Raw genomic sequence first — 18,018 nt, forward strand, 5'->3', positions numbered from 1 at the left:
AAATTCTACTTCCGCATCCCCTTAAGATCGGGGGGGATTACCGATCCACTGAATGCCGTCTCGGCAAACGATGACGCGGAAGCTGCCAGCGCCCGCGCTCGCTCGGCAGATTTCGCCGATGTAGAGATCCGAACTCTCGCGGCGGTCGTTGCGCAGGGCGGTCATTGCGTGCCGCCTTGCGGGCCTGCCCACACCTTTGAGCGGAGTATGTACCGCGCGTGGTGGCCGGGATGTTCTCCACCGTGCTCTTCCCGGATGGTCTCGATGTCGAGCCCAACCTTGCGCAAGCGAGGGACAGAGGACGCCCAGGGCGGCGCCGGGGCATCATAGAAATTGCACCCTGTTGCGCCCCTCTGGATAAGTGCATTTAGCACGTCGCGCATCCGGCTGTGCTGAAGAGTGAAAGTGAAGGTGGTCTTGTCGTCGGGGTCAAAAACCCAATATTGGGTCGGCCCCCGGCGCGTTGTGCCGGTGGTCATTCTCTGTCATCTTCGGGTGAGCCTTGAGGACGCGGTGCCGGTGCGGTATGCTCAGCTTGTCACAGAAGAGCTAGCGCCCCCGTCCGGTCCTGCATCGGCGGGGGTTTCTGTTAGCTGAGCGTTTGCTCCCAAGCTTCGATTGTCGAGCGCTTCCAACGTGTGGAGCCACCGATGCGAACAGGCTTCGGGATGCGCCCACGCCGCACGCCGTCCCAGATCGACGTCTTGCCCAACTTCAGGTAGGCGCAGAGGTGCTTGATCGTCCAGAATTCGTCGGCAGCGGCCGGAAGAAACGGCTTTGGCATCGTGCCAGGAACGTCGTTGCTTGTGAGCGAGTTCATCGAGGACATCCGTCTTTGTTCGAGATGCCCCTAGCTAGACCGATTCGTTTCAGCGGTAACCCGGCGAGTTAGCTCTCAACTTTCCCTAAAGTTGGCCGCCACAGTCTCGAGATGCGGCAAGAACCACGGGCCAAGTTTATTGCAAGCCTCGTCGATTTTCCCCCAAATCGCCCTATGCTCGCAGATTTCTTGTACGCGACCGTCATCCTTCAGACCCGCGCACAGGGTGTCTGCAAGCGCCTCGTAGAGGAGTTCACATGCGCTCCGAGGGCCAATGTACCCACGACGGTTGACCCTCGTTAGTTGGAGCCCAAACTCCCGAACAAGTGCCCGCGCCGTGAAGTAAAGGAAAACGTCCCGTGACCAATGGTCTCTATCTTTCGGGCCAGTCTTTTCCGCGGGAACCGCAATTGTACCAGTGAGAACCTGCGCTGCGAAGTCTCGCAACTCGGTAGGGACGGATTGGCCTGCCTGGATATAGGAGGCGACGATGTATTTGGTGAACAAGAAAGCATCGCGGTTCTCCGCGGCGGCCCGCCTCAACAAAGCTGGGCCCCCAGGTGCGGACATCACATAGTAGCACTGCATTGCGCCGTCGATCTTCATCTCGCGCTTTGAAAGCCCGACGGCAAAGCCGAGCGCATCCGCAATCGGCCCCCACCATTCCACCGGGGTAAAGCTACTAGCGGCGGTCAGCACATATTCCTTTGCTGCGCGTTCGACTTCCGCAGCTTCCTGCTTCTTCAACCGAGTTGAAACCCGTTGCACTACGCCCTCGCCAACCGCACCACGTTCCCGTCCTTGCCCGCCGCGAACCTACCCCACTGGTCCATCAGCTTGCGCCGCCGCTCAAAAAGGTCAGACCGGGCATAGGCGCGCTCCACAGCATTGCCTGTGGCATGGGAAAGGGCTGCCTCGGCAAGCTCACGCTCTGCATGTGCACTTTCGCTGCACCAGTCCCGAAAGGCGCTGCGGAAACCGTGCGTGGTGAAACCTTCAACCTTCATCCGGCCGTAAAGGGACTTGAACACCATATTGGACTGCGGCTTGGCCGAGCCATCTTTCGCCCGATGGCGGCTCGGGAACACCCAGTCCCTATCTAATCCTTTGACATTTTCGAGTACGGCAAGGGCTTCTTTGCATAGCGGCACCCGATGTGAAACTGGCCGCTTCATGCGTCCCGCAGGGATAATCCACGTTTCAGCCTCAAGGTCGAATTCAGCCCAACGCGCTTCGCGAGCTTCGCCGGAGCGGACCCCCGTCAAGATGATGAACTCCAAGGTGCGGGCGGAGGTGCCTTCCCGCACTGCCAGATCAGACATGAAGTTGGGTACATCCTGCCACGGCAGCGCGGCCATATGATTGTCAGCGGTACGAACGATGGGCAGTGCTTTCTTCAACCCGTTTACCGGGTTCTCATGGGGGTAATGTCCGCTGCCTTTAGCCCAGTCGAAGACGGTAGAGATGCGCTGCTTCAGTCGGCTCGCCGTTTCGTGCTTCTCGGTCCAAATGGGGGTAAGTGCCCGCAATACGTCTGCCGTTCTCACGGTCTCTATAGGCCGGTCGCCAAAGTGGGGGTTCGCATAGGTGTTAATCGAAGTTAGCCACGTTTCAGCGTGCTTCTTGTTCTTCCATGTCGGCAAGAGTTGGGCGTGAACCCGCTTTGCCGCTTCCGCGAAGGTGAGGTGCTCGCGCTTTCGCAATGCATCGGGGTCGCCGCCATCGCGAACGAATTTCCGAAGCTCCCTCGCTTTTTCGCGCGCCTCCGCAAGCGACACCAACGCCGCGGAGCCAAGGCCTAGGTCCCGTCGCTTGCTGGTCAGTGGCACCACTACACGCAGTATCCACGATTTCGCGCCGGTCGGCCCTATACGAAGGTAAAGCCCGTCGCCGTCCCCATACATGCCGGGTTGCTTAAGGGTTTCCACTTTCCGTGCAGTGAGTTTGGGCATTGCCTATGTCCCATCATTCGTCCCATCAGAAAGCATAGGATCATTCTGAACTGAAGCGAGCAGAATTGGAGCGTCGGCAAAAGAAACAGTTTGTTTTCAATGCATGGCGCGGAAAGCACCGGACAGGATCGGACACTAGTTTGTTGGACCTCGACTCCACCAAATTTCACTCAGATTGACGTCTTTCGCTGCCCTTGCAAGGGGTTGGCACGATATTGCCGTCTGCTTCCCTGTGGCGTTCTTGCCGCGCTGCAGCATTCTGTATTCACAAGTACGTTCCCGAACCTTCCCCCGCGTCTCGCAAGCCCCAACATGCCTATTTGACGGGAGGCAGATGTTCCCAAGGACACCGATCGCTGTCCCGCCTGTCCGGCAACGACACGTGAGGGGCTTCAGATGGCATCCGAAACAGCGCAGGGATTGCCGCGCCGCGGCGAGGAACAGATCCTGGTTTTGCAGGGCGGAGGCGCCCTCGGGGCCTATCAGGCAGGTGTCTATGAGGCGCTGGCCGGCCGGGGCGTGCTGCCCGACTGGGTGGCCGGCATCTCGATCGGCGCGATCAACGCGGCGCTGATCGCCGGCAACCGGCCCGAGGACCGTCTCGACCGTCTCACCACCTTCTGGGAACGGGTTTCCCGCGGCACCGGTTGGGCCGCGCCCATGCTCTGGCCGCTGGGCCGGCACGTGCTGAACGAGACCTATGCGCTGCAGACCATGACGCAGGGTGTGCCGGGCTTCTTTCGCCCGCAGATCCCGCCGGCACCGTTCCGGGCTCCGGGCACGCTTGAGGCGATGGGTTATTACGACACCACGCCACTGCGCGAGACGCTGCTGGAGCTGGTCGATTTCGACTATCTCAATTCCGAGGGCCCGCGGCTGTCGGTCGGCGCGGTGAACGTCGAGACCGGTTCCATGGCCTGGTTCGATAGCAACACGGAAGAGATCCGGCCCGAGCACATCATGGCCTCGGGGGCGCTGCCGCCGGGCTTTCCGCCGGTCGAGATCGACGGCGCCTTCTACTGGGATGGCGGCCTTCTGTCGAACACGCCGCTGCAATACGTGCTGTTCGAGGCCGCGACCGGGGCCGACAAATGCGTCTGGCAGGTCGACCTGTTCAAGGCGCAGGGAACGATGCCGACCTCGGTCTGGGACATCGACGACCGGATCAAGGACATCCGCTATTCCAGCCGCACCCGGCTGAACACCGACCTTCTGGGTCAGATCTACGAATACGCGGCCCGGGCGCAGGAGGCCTTCGACAAGCTTCCCAAGGAGTTGCAGGAGGACGAGCGGATCCAGGCGTTGCTCAACCGTCGGTTCAAGGCGCGGCTCTGCGTCGTGCACCTGATCTACCGACAGTCGAAACACGAGCGCCAGTCGAAGGATTACGAATTCTCGCGGCGCTCCATGCTGGATCACTGGGCGGCGGGCGAGCGCGACGTGGAGGACACGTTCGAGCATGAGGGCGAGGCCGGGGTGCACACCCGCGAAGGCCGGGTGCAGGTGTTCGACCTGACGCGCGCGGGCCTGGCCGAGCATGCGCGGCGTCTGCGCGGCGCCGAAGCGGCGGCGGCCCGGTCCGAGGCCGCGGCGGCGAAGCGCGCGGCGAAAGGCACCCGGGGACGGGCATCGGACGGGCAGGGGGGAACCCCGAAACTCAGAAGGAAGCTTGCGAAGTGAACCTTGCCGACGTGAAAACGAACGCCTTCGCGATGCCGCTGACCAACGCGTCCTACCCGCCCGGGCCCTACCGGTTCTACGACCGCGAATTCATGACAATCACCTACCGCACTGACATGGAGGCGCTGCGCCGCGTGGTGCCCGAGCCGCTGGAGATCGCCGAACCGTTGGTGAAATACGAATTCATCCGCATGCCGGATTCGACTGGCTTCGGGAATTACACCGAGACGGGGCAGGTGATCCCCGTCCGCTTTCAGGGGCGGGAGGGCGGCTATACCCACGCGATGTATCTCGACGACGAAAGCCCGATCGCCGGCGGGCGCGAGATCTGGGGCTTTCCCAAGAAGTTCGCCGCCCCCGAGCTGGTCTCGGACAAGGACGTGCTGCGCGGCACGCTCGACGTGAACGGGGTCCGGGTGGTCAACGCCACCATGGGCTACAAGCACCGGTCGCTGGACGTCGAGAAGGTGCGCCAGTCGCTGCTGGGGCCGAACTTCCTGCTCAAGATCATCCCGCATGCCGATTGCACGCCCCGGATCTGCGAACTGGTGGAATACCATCTCGAGGATGTGGTCGTGAAAGGCGCGTGGGAGGGGCCGGCAGGGATCGATCTGCATTCCCATGCGTTGGCCCCGGTGGCCGACCTGCCGGTGCGCGAGGTGCTGGGGGCGACCCATTATCTGACCGACCTGACCTTGGGTCTCGGCCGAGTCGTGCACGATTACATGGCCGAGGACGGCGCCGCCGCCCGGGCCGTCGAATAACGGAACCAGAGGAGATTTCGACATGACCATGAGCATGAAGGACAAGATCTGCATCGTCACCGGCGCGGCCAGCGGCATCGGCAAGGCGATCGCGACGCGCTACGTCGCCGACGGCGCCAAGGTGGCGATCGCGGATCTCGATCTCGAGAAGGCAAACGAAACCGCCCGCGAGCTGACCGAGAAGGGCCCGGGCGAGGCGATGGGCGTCAAGATGGACGTGACCAGCGAAGAGCAGGTCAACGCGGGCACCGACGCGGTGGTGAAGGCCTGGGGCGGGGTCGACGTCCTTGTCGCGAATGCCGGCATCCAGATCGTCCACAAGGTCGAGGATTTCCCGTTCGACGAGTGGAAGAAGCTTCTGTCGATCCACCTCGACGGGGCGTTCCTGACGACCAAGGCCGCGATTCCGCACATGAAGAAACGCGGCGGCGGTGCCGTGATCTACATGGGGTCGGTCCATTCCAAGGAGGCCTCGGCGCTCAAGGCGCCCTACGTCACTGCCAAGCACGGCCTTCTCGGCCTTGCCCGCGTGGTGTCGAAGGAGGGCGGCGAATACGGGGTGCGGGCCAACGTGATCTGCCCGGGCTTCGTGAAGACACCGCTGGTTGAAAAGCAGATCCCCGAGCAGGCGAAGGATCTCGGGATTTCCGAGGAGGAGGTCGTCAACAAGATCATGCTGGGCGACACCGTGGACCAGGAGTTCACGACGGTCGAGGACGTGGCCGAACTCGCCTGGGTGTTTGCGGCCTTCCCGACCAACGCGCTTACCGGTCAGTCGGTCGTGGTCAGCCACGGATGGTACATGAACTGACCGCGCGCGCCGAAACGGACGGCCGGCCCCCCGCCGAAACGCCCCCCCGCCTGGAGCTTCCGGCGGGGCAGGGGCGCCCTCAAGCCACGGAACCGGGGACGTTTTCCGATGTGGACGTTAGGTCAACCGGGCCGCCTTGGAACCCGGTCTTGTTGATCCGCGTCTCCCCAAGGTACGTACTGTGACATGATGCCGGTTGCATTCCGCCATCGGCCCGCTGCCCGGTCTGCCACGCTCTCACGCGGCCCGGCAGGACGCGATCGACGAAGAGGCCCGAGATGAAGAACATCAAGCTGATCATTGCGGGCGCGCTCGTCCTTGCCATCGGGGTCGGGCTCTACTTCTGGTGGCAATACGAGGATGCCCACCCCTCCACCGAGGATGCCTTCCTGCGCGCCCATATCGTCAATGTCGCGGCGCAGGTGACGGGGCAGGTGATTTCGGTCGACGTGCACGAGAACGAGAAGGTGACCAAGGGCACCGTGCTGTTCCGCCTCGATCCGGCGCAGTACCGCAATGCCGTCAAATCCTCCGAGGCGCAGGTGAAGATGGCGCGGGATGCGCTGCAGGCCACCGCGGCCCAGATCCAGGCCGCGAAGCAGGGTGTCGGCAGTGCCCAGTCGACCTACGACACCGCCAAGAAACAGCTCGACCGGACCCAGGCGCTGTTCAAGAATGGCAACATCTCCGAGGCCGCGCTGGAACAACAGCAGAGCCAGGTCGCGCAGGATCAGGCCTCGCTCGACAAGGCGCGTTCCAGCCTGACCCAGGCCAATTCGGATCAGCAGTCCAAGCAGGACAGCCTCGCCTCGGCGCAGGCGCAGCTGGCGACCGCGCAGCTCAACCTCGACCATACCGTGGTGAAGGCACCCGCGGATGGCTGGATCTCCAACCTCGACCTGCGTCCCGGCGCGACGGCCTCGGCCTACACGCCGCTGTTCGCGCTGGTGGAAAGCGACAAGTGGTGGGTCGAGGCCAATTTCAAGGAAACCGACCTGACGCGCATCCGCACGGGCCAGCCGGTGTCGATCAGCATCGACATGCTGCCGGGCGTCAAGCTCAAGGGCCACGTGGAATCGGTCGGGGCGGGCTCCGGTTCGACCTTCTCGCTGCTGCCTTCCGAGAACGCCAGCGGCAACTGGGTCAAGGTGACCCAGCGCTTCGCCGTGCGCATCGCGCTCGACAAGACCGATGTGCAGCTGCGCACCGGGGCCTCGGTCACCGCGACGGTCGATACCACCGCCGGCGGCGACGGTTCTGATCAGGCCGGGCAATGACCGACGCGACCGCCACTCCCGGTGACGATCCGGACGACACGCCCCGCGACGGGGCGGCGAACGGATCCGGCGGCGGTGCCGCGCCGCCCGCGGCCGAGGAAGGGGTGCGCTTCACCATCGTGATCGCGGTGGTCTGCGCCGCGATCCTCGAGGTGCTCGATACCACGATCGTCAATGTGGCATTGCCGCATATCGAGGCCGCCTTCGGCGCCACCAACGACCAGATCACCTGGGTGCTGACCTCCTATATTGTCGCCTCGGTGGTGGTCATGCCGCTGACCGGCTTTCTGTCGCGGCGGATCGGCCGCAGGCGGCTGATCCTGTCGGCGGTCATCGGGTTCGCCGCCTTCTCTGTGCTCTGCGGCCTGTCGTGGTCGCTGCAGGCGATGGTGGTTTTCCGCCTCGGGCAGGGGATCCTCGGGGCATTCCTGATCCCGCTGTCGCAGTCGATCCTGTTCGACGCCTTCCCAAGGGAAAAGCGTGGCCAGGCGATGGCGATGTTCGGTCTGGGCATCGTCGTGGCGCCGGTGCTGGGCCCCACCGTCGGCGCCATCCTGACCGAAAGCTTCTCGTGGCGGATGGTGTTCTTCGTCAACCTGCCGATCGCGGCGCTGGCGCTGCTGCTGCTGCTGGGCGAACTGCCCCCCGACACGCCGGAAAAGCTGCGCACCGACTGGACCGGCCTCGGCCTCATGGCGGTGGGCGTGGGGGCGTTGCAGTTCATGCTCGACCAGGGGGAGACGCTGGACTGGTTCTCGTCCCGGGTGATCCAGGTCGCCCTGGTCACCGCGATCGTGGCGGGGATCTTCTTCCTCTACCGCGGATGGGAGAAGGGCGAGAAGAACATCGTCAACCTCGGCCTCTTCGCCGACCGGAACTTCGCGGCCTCCTGCATCATCATCTCGGGGTTCATCATCACCATGCTGGGGGTGATCTCGATCCAGCCGCTGTTCGTGCAGAACCTGCTGAACTTCTCGGTGCTCGATTCGGGCTACATCTTCATCCCGCGCGGCCTTGGCGCCGGCTTCTCGATGGTGATCACCGGCGCGGTGCTGTCGGGTCGGTTCGACGACCGCTACCTTGCCGCGCTGGGGCTCATCCTGACCGGATCGGGAAACCTGATGCTGGCGCAGCTGAACCTCAACGCCAGCTTCTGGCAGGTGGCCATGCCCGGCGCGCTGTCTGGGTTGGGGATGGGCCTTGTCTTCGTGCCGCTTTCCACGCTCGCCTTCGACCGCATTTCCAAGGAATCGCAGGATGAGGCCTCGGGCCTTTTCAACGTGACCCGGCAGCTTGGCTCCTCGGTGGGCATCGCCGGGGTCAGCGCGATCCTGTCGCATGACCTTGCAGTGAACTCGGCGCATCTGACAGAGCATGTCACGGCGTTTTCCGAGGCAGCGCGCGCCTTCCTGCGCCCGCTTTCCTTGCAGCTTGACAGCAGCCGGGGGCTGGAGACACTTTCACAGCAGGTCGCCGCCCAGGCGGCGATGCAAGCGTATATCCAGGTGTTCCGTGTGACCGGCTATCTTGCCTTCGCGATGCTGCCTTTCCTTCTGATCATGTCGAAACCCAAGGGCGGCGGTTCGGCCCCCGTCGGCCACTGATGCCGCCCGAGACGCCGCCTGATGCGCCCGAAGGTGCACCCGGGCGCGCGGCCCCGCAGGCCGGCCCGACCCCGCCCGATCGACCGGTCGTCGCGGTGCTGGCCGTGGTCGCGCGCGGGGCCGAGGTGCTTCTGGTCCGCCGTGCCAACCCGCCCGATGCCGGCCTCTGGGGCTATCCCGGCGGCAAGGTCGAGGCGGCCGAGACGCTGGCCGAGGCTGCGGTGCGGGAACTTTTCGAGGAAACCGGCGTGCGTGCCCATCCCGGCCGGGTGCTCGACGCGCTCGACGTGGTGGATCACGCCCCCGACGGCACGCTGCGCTTTCACTACGTCCTCGTGGCGATCCGTTGCGAATGGCGCGGCGGCGCGCCTGTGGCCGCAGACGACGCCCTCGAGGCGCGATGGGTTCCGATCGGGGAACTCTGGTCGCTGGAGACCAGCGACGACGTCGACCGGCTGGCCCGCATGGCCGCGATCCTCACCGAGGAATAGCCGCCTCAGGCCGCGAAGGTCAGCCGGACGACAAGCCCGGGCCCTGCATCCGCAAGTTCCAGCCGCGCCTCGTGCAGCTCGGCGATCACCGAGACCAGCGCAAGGCCCAGCCCGCTGCCCGGCGTGGTGCGCGACCGTTCCAGCCGGTAGAGCCGGCGCAACACGTTCTGGCGTTCCTGCGCCGGGATGCCGGGGCCGGTGTCGGCCACCTCCAGCACCACCGCGCCGTCGCGCCGCACCAGCCGCACCGCGATCTCGCTGCCGCCCGGGGTGTGGCGCAGCGCATTCTCGATGAGGTTCGCCAGCACCTGCCCCAGAAGGCCCTTTTCGCCCTGCACGGTCGCGCCGCCGGGGCTGTCCTTCGCGCTGTCCTCGAAGGTGATGTGCTGGCCGCGGTCCTCGGCGCTGGGTTCGAAGATCTCGACGAAGGTCTGCGCCAGTTCCGAGAGGTCCACCGGGGCGAACCGTGCCTTGGGGCTGCCGCCCTCGATCTGCGCGATCTGCAATAGCGACTGGAAGGTGGCGACGATGCGGTCGGCCTCTGCCCGGGCACGTTCGGCCAGCTCCGCGTCGGGATCGGAGAGGGTCTCGCGTTCGGCCAGCTGGTTGAGCATGACCGAGACCCGCTGGATCGGGGTCTTCAGGTCATGCGCGATGTCGGCCGAGACCTGCCTCAGCGCTTCGGTCGCGGCCTGCTGGCGGGTGGCCATCCGGTCGATCCGGTCGCCGATCAGCGACAGGTCGTCGGCCCGGCCCCGCATCTTGGGCACACGCGCCGACAGGTCGCCCGAGGTCAGCACCTCCAGTGTCTGGGTGATGCTTTCCACCCGCGCCTTGGACCGCATTGCCAGCCAGATCCCGCCCCCCAGCGCGATCGCGAACGTAGGAAGCAGCGACAGGATCAGCACGTTGCGGAACATGTCGCCGAGGTCCGACATCTGCTCGCGGCTCTGCGCGACGATCAGCTGCCCGCCGAAGAAATCGCCCGCAAGGCCCAGGTAGCTGCCGCCCGCGCCGCGCGTGCCCGGTGGCAGGTTGATCTGGAGGTAGCCGTCCTTGCCGCGGCTGAGGATGACGTTGCCGAAGGCCTCTCCGTCCGGCGCGACATAGGTGATGATGCGCCGCGACGGGTCGGTGACCGAGGCTTCGGCGTCGATCAGCGAGGCCAGCGCCGCGGCCGAGGGCGCGGCCCGGAAGCCCGCCATTTCCTGCGCCAGGTCGGCGCGCATGGTCGATTCCAGGTTGTTGCGCACCACCATATAGGCCGCGCCGAAGCTGAACAGGCTGACCAACGCGAACAGCAGCACCAGCCCCAGCGCAAGGCGCAGCGGCGTCGACAGCAGCAGCACCGACCAGCGGCGCGGGATCAGGGTGCGGCGCGTCATCAGGCGCCTTGGGGGCGGCGGCGCATGGCCTCAGGCCTCGATCCGGTAGCCCGAGCCGCGCACGGTGCGGATCAGCTCGGTCTCGAACGGCTTGTCAACCTTGGCGCGCAGGCGCGAGATGTGGGTTTCCACCACGTTGGTCTGCGGCTCGAAGGAGATGTCCCAGACCGCTTCCAGCAGCATGGTACGGGTCTGGACCCGGCCCTTGCGGCGCAAAAGGTGTTCGAGCAGGGCGAATTCCCGCGGCAGAAGCTCGATCTCCTTGCCCGCGCGGGTCACCCGGCGGGCCAGCAGGTCCATCCGCAGATCGCCCGCGCTGAGGACGGTGGTTTCCTCTTTCAGGTGCGGGCGGCGGCCAAGCGCCTGCAGCCGCGCCGAAAGCTCGCCGAAGGCGAAGGGTTTCACGAGGTAGTCGTCGCCCCCCGATTGTAGCCCTTCGATCCGGTCGTCCACCCCGCCCAGCGAGGTCAGGAACAGCACCGGCGTGCGGTTCTGCGCCGCGCGCAGCGCCTTGACCAGCGACATCCCGTCAAGGCCCGGCAGCATCCGGTCGATCACCATGACGTCGTAATCGCCCGAGGTCGCGCGGATCAGCCCGTCGCGCCCGTCGTCGATAAGATCGACGGTGTGGCCCTCCTGCCGGAGGCCCTCGGCGATATAGTCCGACGTCGTCGCGTCGTCTTCCACGACAAGTATCTTCATCGCGTCTCCCGTTCCCCGCGCGGCCCCGGTCCGGTCCGCGGGGCCGATGTCCGTCCGGTCCGCCGGGCGATCCGCGCGCGGGGGGCCGTTGCTTTGACCCCGGCCGGGCCTATCCCCGGGGCCATCCCCGAAGGTATTCCGGCGGCCTTCCCCGGTGTGACCGTCGGCCCGGTCCCCCGGTTTCCTAGCCTGCGACGCGTCCTCGCGCCAGTCTCGCGGCAGGTTGCCGGAGAATGCGCGACGCAGGGCCAGGGGAAAGAGGGCGGCACGGCGGGGCATCAGAACCGCAGCGCACGGTCCGCATGGCCCTGCGCGCCCCGGGCGTCGGCGCCGGTGGCCGAGACGGGGATGGGCGCGGGGTGACCGGTGCGCGGGGCCGCCGTCGCGTGGCCGCGGATCGTGATCGGCCGCGGCCCGGTGCCCAGCCAGAATGCCACCGCCGCCGCTGCGGCGCAGGCCAGAAGGGTGACGAACAGCATCGTCCCGATCCACAGCGCGACCACCCCCGCCAGCACGGCGAGGAATGTCGCGAGATATCCCTTGATCGTCTGCATGACACGCACCTCCTTGGATCTTGCCATGATGCAGATGTGAACCCTCAAGCTTCCAGCCGGATTGTCCCGAGATTGCAAAACTGTAATCTCTTCCGTCCGGCGGGATCGGTTGACCGGCCCGGGGCGTTGCGAAAGGGTCGAAGGACCGGAACGGCGGAGGACGAGCATGACGCAGCACACCAGGGCCGGGGCCGGATCTAGGACGCACAAGAAGATCAAGGCGAAGAAGCGCAAGGTGGCGCGCGCGCCGGCCGGGGCGCCACCCGGCAAGGTGGTTGCGCAGGAGGGGGCGCTGCCGACGCGGCTTTACCTCACCCGCGTGTTGCCCGACAAGATTTCCCATCCCAAGGATCTCGATACCGCGCTGGACGGTTTGCGCGGCGCGCCGTCCGGCAAGTCGAAGGCGGGGCCTGCCGCCGCCGGGGCCGTGGCCCGGGCGGAGAGCGTCGTGCCTGACGCCGCGCCAGGGGCCGCGCCAGACGCTACGTCCGGGACTACGCCGGAGAAGGCGGCGGAGCCCGCGCCCCGGGCCGCGCCCGAGGCGGCCCCGCCCGCCGGTGATGCCGCCCGCACCGGGGCCGAGGTGCAGGGCGCGCCGCGGGGCTGGATCTGGATCGACATCGCGGGGCTCGACGATGTCGAAAAGATCCAGGCGATCTGCCAGCGGCTGCACCTGCACCAGCTTTCCGTCGCCGACATCTTCAACACCGGCCAGCGCCCCAAGGCCGAGATCTACGACGGTTATGTCCAGATCGTGCTGCGTCAGCCGCTGTCGATGGATCCCTATATCGACGAGCAGCTCACCCTGATCCTCGGCGATGGCTTCGTGCTGACGGTGCAGGAGACGCCCGACGATTGCTTCGATCCGGTCCGCCAGCGCCTCAAGGCCGGCGGCCCGCGGATCCGCAGCAACCCGGGTTACCTGGCCTATGCGCTGATGGATTCGCTGATCGACGCCTATTTCCCCTATCTCGAGGCCTACGGCGAACATACCGAGGCGCTCGAGGATCGGATCCTCGACGGCGAGGACGGCATGGTGACCGAGATCCACGCGCTGCGGCGGGAACTCGTCACGGTGCGCCACACACTCTGGCCCCAGCGCGAGGCTGTCTCGGCCCTCCTGCGCCACGACGTGCCCTTCATCGACGAGGAGCTGCGCACCTACCTGCGCGACGTGGCCGACCATTCGACCCAGCTGATCGACATGCTGGAGGTGTATCGCGAGGTGGCGCAGGGCCTTGTCGATTTGCACCTGTCGATGCTGTCGAACCGGATGAACGAGGTGATGCGGGTTCTCACCGTGATCTCGACCATCTTCATCCCAATGACCTTCATCGCCGGTCTCTACGGGATGAACTTCACGACCGACTCGCCTTGGAACATGCCCGAGCTGAAGTGGCACTACGGCTATCTCTATTCGCTCGGGCTGATGGCGCTGTCGGCGGGGACCATGCTGCTTTGGTTCTGGCGCAAGGGCTGGCTCAGGCGCAAGGGTGACGAGATCGCCCCGTCGAAGACGCCGCATCACCATCACCACCCCTACGGCCACGTCCAGTCGCCCGCGGCCGGGACGGGCGAGACGGGTGCGCCCGCCGCCGGGGCGGCCCCGGCAGAGGCCGGATCGGGCGCCGTATCCGCCGCGCCGCAGGCCACGAAAGTGGACCGCCGGGGCTGATTGCAAATTTGTAACCTCGGCGACAGGGGGGTGCGAGACCGCCTTGGCATCTGTCAGTCATCGGGTCGCGGCGGCAGCTTGCCCTCCGGCCCACCGAACCGCTGACAGTCGAATCGCTACAGGAGCCAAGCCCGATGCAGAACCTCACCGCGAAACAGCAGCCCCGGCGCCGCATGGCCACCCTCGCCCTTGCCGCCGCGCTCGCCTCGTCCGGCGCCGTGACGGCCATGGTCGCCGCCCCCACCGCCAGCTTCGCCGAACCGGCGGGCGGCTGGGCCAACCTCGTGCAGCAAGTCTCGCCCTCGGTGGTCTACATCGAGGTGACCGAGAACCAGAAGAAGACCCAGGAATACGAGCAGCAGAACTCCCCCGACTTTCCGTTCCAGGAATTCTCCAAGCGGTTCGGCATTCCGATGCCGGACATGCCCCAGCAGCAGGTGCCGCAAGGCTCGCTCCACGGCGTGGGGTCGGGCTTCATCATCAGCCCCGACGGCTACATCGTGACCAACAACCACGTCGTCGACGGCGCCTCGAACATCAAGGTCAAGATGACCGACGGGCGTGAGTTCACCGCCAAGGTGATCGGCCGCGACCCGGGGACCGACGTCGCCCTGATCAAGGTGCAGCCCGACAAGCCGCTGCCCTACGTCAAGTTCGGCTCGTCCTCGAAGATGCGCGTCGGCGATGACGTGATGGCGGTGGGCAACCCCTTCGGCCTGGGCGGCACGGTCACGACCGGCATCATCTCGGCCAAGGCGCGTGACATCGGCGACGGGATCTACGGCGATTTCCTGCAGACCGATGCCGCGATCAACAAGGGCAATTCGGGCGGCCCGCTGTTCAACCAGGACGGCCAGGTGATCGGCATGAACACCGCAATCATCTCGCCCACCGGCGGCTCGGTCGGCATCGGCTTCTCGGTGCCGTCGGACCTCGTGCAGAAGATCGTGAGCGAGCTGAAGGATCACGGCAAGGTGTCGCGCGGCTGGCTCGGCGTGCAGATCCAGCAGGTTTCGCCGGATGTCGCCGCGGCGCTCGGCATGGACAAGCCGCAGGGCGCCATGATCGCCCAGGTGATGCCCGACAGCCCGGCGGCCAAGGCAGGGTTCAAGCGCGGCGACATCATCACCAAGTTCGGATCGACCGAGATCAAGTCGGTGCACGACCTGCCGCGCGCGGTGGCGATGACCGAGCCGAACACCAAGACCGACGTGCAGATCCTGCGTGGTGGCAAGCCCGATACGATCCATGTCGACGTCGGCCAGATGAAGCAGAGCGACAAGAAGGCCTGACCTCCCGAACGCGACGCCCGCGCGAGGTGAGGCTCCGCGGGCGCCGCTATCGCTGGCCCCTCCGGGGCGGTGCGACCCAAGCGCGCCGTCCCGGCCCGGAACCGGACCGGCCGGAAGTATTGTTCGCCTAGTCTCGAACACCCCGTCCCCTCGGGTCTTCAGGCGGTCCGGTGCGCGGACCCGGTTTTCCCCTCGCGGGGGAGGCCGGGTCCGTCTGCATTCCGGGGCAGGGCATGTGTCCGCCGTTCCGGCATCATGCAGTGCCAACGCGTGCCGGGGCCGTGCACCTGAAGGCGCCATCGCGGAATCTTGGGAATGTCGGGGGGATACCTGGTGCTGCTGGACAGGATTGAACTGTCGACCTCTCCCTTACCAAGGGAGTGCTCTACCACTGAGCTACAGCAGCGCCGGTGGCCGGCTGATTAGACGATGAGTCGGCCCGGCGCAAGGCCCTTCTGGACGCTTTTCTACACCTGAAGTAGGAAGGTGCCATGGAAAGAAAATCCCGCCAGACCGGAACCGCCAGCGCGCGCGCCTCTTCCTCAAGGGAAGAGCGGTTGAAGGCCGCGCTGAAGGCGAATATCGCCCGGCGCAAGGCCCAGGCCCGCGAACGCGATGCCGGCGCGGGGCCCGATGCGGGAAACGAGGCAGACGACAATACAGATCCGGCAAAGAACGGAAACAACGAGGCATGAGGGCAGTCTGATGGATTCCATACTGGTGCGCGGCGGCGCTGAGCTGAAGGGCGAGATCGAGATCGCGGGGGCCAAGAACGCCTGTCTCGCGCTGATGCCCGCGACCCTGCTGTCGGAAGAACCGCTGACGCTGACCAATGCACCGCGGCTGTCGGACATCCGCACGATGACGATGCTGCTGCAATCGCTGGGCGCCGAGGTGCAGAACCTTGCGGGCGGCAAGGTGCAGGCGATGTCGAGCCATGCCGAGATCACCCCGATCGCGGATTACGACATCGTCCGCAAGATGCGGGCCTCGAACCTCGTCCTCGGGCCGCTGCTGGCGCGGCTCGGGCACGCGGTCGTGTCGCTTCCGGGCGGCTGCGCCATCGGCGCCCGGCCGATGGACCTGCATATCGACGCGCTGGAATCGCTCGGCGCCAGGATCGAGCTGCGCGATGGCTACCTGCATGCAAAGGCGGCGCAGGGGCTGAAGGGCGCGCGCTACGAGATGCGCTTTGCCTCCGTGGGCGCGACCGAGAACTTCCTGATGGCGGCGGTGCTGGCCAAGGGGTCGTCGCAGCTGGTGAATGCCGCGCGCGAGCCCGAGATCGTCGACCTGGTGAAATGCCTGCGGGCCATGGGCGCGCAGATCTCGGGCGAGGGGACCTCGACCATCGAGATCCAGGGCGTGGACCGGCTGCACGGCGCGACCCATCCGGTGGTGACCGACCGGATCGAGCTTGGCACCTACATGCTGGCCCCGGCGATCGCCGGCGGCGAGGTGGAATGCATCGGCGGTCGCCGCGACCTCGTGGCAAGCTTCTGCGACAAGCTTGAGGCGGCCGAGATCGAGGTCGAGGAAACCGGGCGCGGCCTGAAGGTGAAGCGCAAGAACGGGCGTGTCGGCGCGGTGGACGTGGTGACCGCGCCCTTCCCGGGCTTTCCAACCGATCTGCAGGCGCAGATGATGGCACTTCTGTGCACGGCCGACGGCGTCAGCGTGCTGGAGGAGACGGTGTTCGAGAACCGTTTCATGCATGCGCCCGAACTGGTGCGGATGGGGGCGACGATCGACGTCCACGGCGGTCACGCCACGGTGACGGGGGTGGAGCGGCTGAAGGGCGCGCCGGTGATGGCGACGGACCTGCGCGCCTCGGTTTCGCTGATTCTCGCGGCGCTGGCGGCCGAGGGCGAGACGCTGGTAAGCCGGGTCTACCACCTCGACCGCGGCTATGAGCGGCTGGAGGAGAAGCTGGGCGCCTGTGGCGCCCGGGTGGAGCGCGTGAAAGGGCAGTGACCGGATGAGCGACCAGGACGCACGATTCGAGGATGGCGGCGAGCACCCGCTCTATCTTGCGGCGGAGGATGCCGAGGACCTGACGGTGCTGTCGGCGCTGGTGCAGGACGCGGTGCTGACGCCCGCCGACGTGTCCTGGCAGAAGGGGCAGCGACGGCTTGCCGTTCTCCTCAACCGCTTCCGGTGGGAGGACCGCGCGGCAGCGGAACGCGCGGGGCGCGCCTACGAACGGGTGCGCGCGCTTCTGGTGATCGAGGGGGTGCGGCGCGTCCGATCGCAGGGGATCGCGCCGGGCGAGGCCGACACCGTGCTCTCGCTGATGTCGGTAAGCTTCGAGCAGGGCGAGGACGGCGCCGGAACCGTGGTCCTGACCCTTGCGGGGGATGGCGCGATCGCCGCCGAAGTCGAGGCGCTGGGGGTGACGCTGAAGGATGTGACACGCCCCTATACCGCGCCCTCAGGGGCGGTGCCCGGCCATCCGGAGTGACCCTGCGCCAGCTGGGCCCAGCGGATGTGGCGCTGTTCCGCGCGCTCCGGCTTGAGGCGCTCCGGCTGGAACCGCAGGCCTATGCCAGCCGGCACGACGACTGAGCGGCGCTGCCCGAGGCGGAGTGGCACACCCGGCTTGCCCGCGCGGTGGTCTTTGCAAGTTTCGATGGCGAGGTCGCGGTGGGTCTGGCAGGGCTGCTGACCTCGGTGCCGGGTGCGCCGGGCGAGATCATGATGGTCTACCTGCGCCGAAGTCACCGGGGGTCGGGCCGCGCCGCCGCGCTGATCGCCGCCTGCGAGGCACGGGCGCGGGAGGCGGGGCTGACGGCCCTGCGCCTGAGGGTCGCATGGGACAATGCCCGCGCTCTGGGCGCCTATTGTCGCGCGGGCTTCGCGGTCCGGGCGGAAGAGGAGGGCGGCGGAACGCTGGTTCTGGAAAAGGCGCTGGACTGACGGGCCGCACCATCTTCGCCACGCGCCGCAGGCCGCCCCGCGGAAGGGCCACCGGCCGCCTTCGGTGGCGGGTGGGCTTGCCCCGCCCCCCGGGC

The 18,018-nt window shown here is 66.5% G+C and carries 19 protein-coding genes and 1 tRNA gene; 12 read left to right on the forward strand and 8 right to left on the reverse strand.

The features are described from left to right. Positions 1-161: 161 nt before the first annotated feature. From CVV76_RS25705 to CVV76_RS20435, 4 genes are all read right to left on the reverse strand, one after another. Positions 162-479 carry a winged helix domain-containing protein gene (locus CVV76_RS25705; RefSeq protein ID WP_408607896.1) on the reverse strand — a complete coding sequence of 106 codons (318 nt, stop codon included), beginning with the start codon at positions 477-479 and terminating at the stop codon, positions 162-164. Between the two features lie 110 nt (positions 480-589). Continuing rightward, positions 590-820 (reverse strand): helix-turn-helix transcriptional regulator, encoded by a 231-nt coding sequence (locus tag CVV76_RS20425; RefSeq protein ID WP_158243207.1) that lies wholly within the window; start codon positions 818-820, stop codon positions 590-592. A 75-nt stretch (positions 821-895) separates the two neighbouring features. Beyond that, positions 896-1,567 carry a hypothetical protein gene (locus CVV76_RS20430; RefSeq protein WP_146010338.1) on the reverse strand — a complete coding sequence of 224 codons (672 nt, stop codon included), beginning with the start codon at positions 1,565-1,567 and terminating at the stop codon, positions 896-898. A 20-nt stretch (positions 1,568-1,587) separates the two neighbouring features. Continuing rightward, on the reverse strand, positions 1,588-2,772 hold the full coding sequence (locus tag CVV76_RS20435) for a tyrosine-type recombinase/integrase (RefSeq protein ID WP_102226543.1): 1,185 nt from the start codon (positions 2,770-2,772) through the stop codon (positions 1,588-1,590). A gap of 396 nt (positions 2,773-3,168) precedes the next feature. Here CVV76_RS20435 and CVV76_RS20440 point away from each other — a divergent pair, with 396 nt between their 5' ends. From CVV76_RS20440 to CVV76_RS20465, 6 genes are all read left to right on the forward strand, one after another. Continuing rightward, positions 3,169-4,452, forward strand: coding sequence for a patatin-like phospholipase family protein (locus tag CVV76_RS20440; protein WP_102226544.1), 1,284 nt, complete (start codon positions 3,169-3,171; stop codon positions 4,450-4,452). Beyond that, complete coding sequence (locus CVV76_RS20445) at positions 4,449-5,216, forward strand: acetoacetate decarboxylase (RefSeq protein ID WP_102226545.1); 768 nt, start codon at positions 4,449-4,451, stop codon at positions 5,214-5,216. Before CVV76_RS20440 ends, CVV76_RS20445 begins: the two co-directional genes overlap by 4 nt. A 22-nt stretch (positions 5,217-5,238) precedes the next feature. Continuing rightward, the gene (locus CVV76_RS20450) at positions 5,239-6,027 is read left to right on the forward strand and encodes a 3-hydroxybutyrate dehydrogenase (RefSeq protein WP_233193048.1); all 789 of its coding nucleotides are present in this window, start codon (positions 5,239-5,241) and stop codon (positions 6,025-6,027) included. 278 nt (positions 6,028-6,305) lie between these two features. Continuing rightward, complete coding sequence (locus CVV76_RS20455; protein WP_102226546.1) at positions 6,306-7,304, forward strand: HlyD family secretion protein; 999 nt, start codon at positions 6,306-6,308, stop codon at positions 7,302-7,304. After that, a complete protein-coding gene (locus tag CVV76_RS20460) occupies positions 7,301-8,908 on the forward strand; it encodes a DHA2 family efflux MFS transporter permease subunit (RefSeq protein WP_102226547.1) in 1,608 nt (535 codons plus the stop codon). Before CVV76_RS20455 ends, CVV76_RS20460 begins: the two co-directional genes overlap by 4 nt. Then, positions 8,908-9,399, forward strand: a complete 492-nt coding sequence (locus CVV76_RS20465) for an NUDIX hydrolase (protein ID WP_102226548.1) — start codon at positions 8,908-8,910, stop codon at positions 9,397-9,399. Before CVV76_RS20460 ends, CVV76_RS20465 begins: the two co-directional genes overlap by 1 nt. A gap of 5 nt (positions 9,400-9,404) precedes the next feature. Here the strand turns inward: CVV76_RS20465 and CVV76_RS20470 are convergent, their stop codons facing one another. The 3 genes from CVV76_RS20470 to CVV76_RS20480 form a co-directional block, all read right to left on the reverse strand. Further along, entirely contained in the window at positions 9,405-10,784 is a 1,380-nt protein-coding gene (locus tag CVV76_RS20470; protein WP_102226549.1) for a sensor histidine kinase, read from the reverse strand. A 30-nt stretch (positions 10,785-10,814) separates the two neighbouring features. After that, positions 10,815-11,486 (reverse strand): winged helix-turn-helix domain-containing protein, encoded by a 672-nt coding sequence (locus CVV76_RS20475; RefSeq protein ID WP_102226550.1) that lies wholly within the window; start codon positions 11,484-11,486, stop codon positions 10,815-10,817. A 278-nt stretch (positions 11,487-11,764) separates the two neighbouring features. Beyond that, positions 11,765-12,040 carry a hypothetical protein gene (locus CVV76_RS20480; RefSeq protein ID WP_102226551.1) on the reverse strand — a complete coding sequence of 92 codons (276 nt, stop codon included), beginning with the start codon at positions 12,038-12,040 and terminating at the stop codon, positions 11,765-11,767. Between the two features lie 166 nt (positions 12,041-12,206). On the opposite strand from CVV76_RS20480, the gene corA reads away from it, so the two are divergent. Together corA and CVV76_RS20490 are read left to right on the forward strand one after the other, a co-directional pair. After that, the gene (corA, locus tag CVV76_RS20485; protein ID WP_102226552.1) at positions 12,207-13,715 is read left to right on the forward strand and encodes a magnesium/cobalt transporter CorA; all 1,509 of its coding nucleotides are present in this window, start codon (positions 12,207-12,209) and stop codon (positions 13,713-13,715) included. A gap of 134 nt (positions 13,716-13,849) precedes the next feature. Beyond that, positions 13,850-15,007 (forward strand): Do family serine endopeptidase, encoded by a 1,158-nt coding sequence (locus CVV76_RS20490; RefSeq protein ID WP_233193053.1) that lies wholly within the window; start codon positions 13,850-13,852, stop codon positions 15,005-15,007. 331 nt (positions 15,008-15,338) lie between these two features. On the opposite strand, the gene CVV76_RS20495 is transcribed toward CVV76_RS20490, so the two are convergent. Beyond that, positions 15,339-15,413 (reverse strand) — tRNA-Thr (locus CVV76_RS20495). 85 nt (positions 15,414-15,498) lie between these two features. On the opposite strand from CVV76_RS20495, the gene CVV76_RS20500 reads away from it, so the two are divergent. The 4 genes from CVV76_RS20500 to CVV76_RS20515 all read left to right on the forward strand — a co-directional run bounded on the left by CVV76_RS20500 (position 15,499) and on the right by CVV76_RS20515 (position 17,923). Further along, a complete protein-coding gene (locus CVV76_RS20500; RefSeq protein ID WP_102226553.1) occupies positions 15,499-15,702 on the forward strand; it encodes a hypothetical protein in 204 nt (67 codons plus the stop codon). A 10-nt stretch (positions 15,703-15,712) separates the two neighbouring features. Beyond that, complete coding sequence (gene murA, locus CVV76_RS20505; RefSeq protein WP_102226554.1) at positions 15,713-16,981, forward strand: UDP-N-acetylglucosamine 1-carboxyvinyltransferase; 1,269 nt, start codon at positions 15,713-15,715, stop codon at positions 16,979-16,981. Between the two features lie 4 nt (positions 16,982-16,985). Next, on the forward strand, positions 16,986-17,468 hold the full coding sequence (locus CVV76_RS20510; RefSeq protein WP_102226555.1) for a DUF2948 family protein: 483 nt from the start codon (positions 16,986-16,988) through the stop codon (positions 17,466-17,468). A 110-nt stretch (positions 17,469-17,578) separates the two neighbouring features. Further along, positions 17,579-17,923: a GNAT family N-acetyltransferase gene (locus CVV76_RS20515; protein ID WP_102226556.1), complete on the forward strand. Its 345-nt coding sequence runs from the start codon at positions 17,579-17,581 to the stop codon at positions 17,921-17,923. Positions 17,924-18,018: the final 95 nt, after the last annotated feature.

Source organism: Acidimangrovimonas sediminis, assembly GCF_002871005.1.
GTDB classification, from domain to species: Bacteria; Pseudomonadota; Alphaproteobacteria; order Rhodobacterales; family Rhodobacteraceae; genus Acidimangrovimonas; species Acidimangrovimonas sediminis.

What these genes read in the sequence shown, in the direction of transcription:
- CVV76_RS20425 (WP_158243207.1), bottom strand. Translation starts at nt 820, where the DNA reads ATGAACTCGCTCACAAGCAACGACGTTCCTGGCACGATGCCAAAGCCG.
- CVV76_RS20455 (WP_102226546.1), top strand. Translation starts at nt 6,306, where the DNA reads ATGAAGAACATCAAGCTGATCATTGCGGGCGCGCTCGTCCTTGCCATC.
- CVV76_RS20470 (WP_102226549.1), bottom strand. Translation starts at nt 10,784, where the DNA reads ATGACGCGCCGCACCCTGATCCCGCGCCGCTGGTCGGTGCTGCTGCTG.
- CVV76_RS20510 (WP_102226555.1), top strand. Translation starts at nt 16,986, where the DNA reads ATGAGCGACCAGGACGCACGATTCGAGGATGGCGGCGAGCACCCGCTC.
- murA (WP_102226554.1), top strand. Translation starts at nt 15,713, where the DNA reads ATGGATTCCATACTGGTGCGCGGCGGCGCTGAGCTGAAGGGCGAGATC.
- CVV76_RS20460 (WP_102226547.1), top strand. Translation starts at nt 7,301, where the DNA reads ATGACCGACGCGACCGCCACTCCCGGTGACGATCCGGACGACACGCCC.
- CVV76_RS20440 (WP_102226544.1), top strand. Translation starts at nt 3,169, where the DNA reads ATGGCATCCGAAACAGCGCAGGGATTGCCGCGCCGCGGCGAGGAACAG.
- CVV76_RS20465 (WP_102226548.1), top strand. Translation starts at nt 8,908, where the DNA reads ATGCCGCCCGAGACGCCGCCTGATGCGCCCGAAGGTGCACCCGGGCGC.
- CVV76_RS20480 (WP_102226551.1), bottom strand. Translation starts at nt 12,040, where the DNA reads ATGCAGACGATCAAGGGATATCTCGCGACATTCCTCGCCGTGCTGGCG.
- corA (WP_102226552.1), top strand. Translation starts at nt 12,207, where the DNA reads ATGACGCAGCACACCAGGGCCGGGGCCGGATCTAGGACGCACAAGAAG.
- CVV76_RS20435 (WP_102226543.1), bottom strand. Translation starts at nt 2,772, where the DNA reads ATGCCCAAACTCACTGCACGGAAAGTGGAAACCCTTAAGCAACCCGGC.
- CVV76_RS20450 (WP_233193048.1), top strand. Translation starts at nt 5,239, where the DNA reads ATGACCATGAGCATGAAGGACAAGATCTGCATCGTCACCGGCGCGGCC.
- CVV76_RS25705 (WP_408607896.1), bottom strand. Translation starts at nt 479, where the DNA reads ATGACCACCGGCACAACGCGCCGGGGGCCGACCCAATATTGGGTTTTT.
- CVV76_RS20475 (WP_102226550.1), bottom strand. Translation starts at nt 11,486, where the DNA reads ATGAAGATACTTGTCGTGGAAGACGACGCGACGACGTCGGACTATATC.
- CVV76_RS20500 (WP_102226553.1), top strand. Translation starts at nt 15,499, where the DNA reads ATGGAAAGAAAATCCCGCCAGACCGGAACCGCCAGCGCGCGCGCCTCT.
- CVV76_RS20490 (WP_233193053.1), top strand. Translation starts at nt 13,850, where the DNA reads ATGCAGAACCTCACCGCGAAACAGCAGCCCCGGCGCCGCATGGCCACC.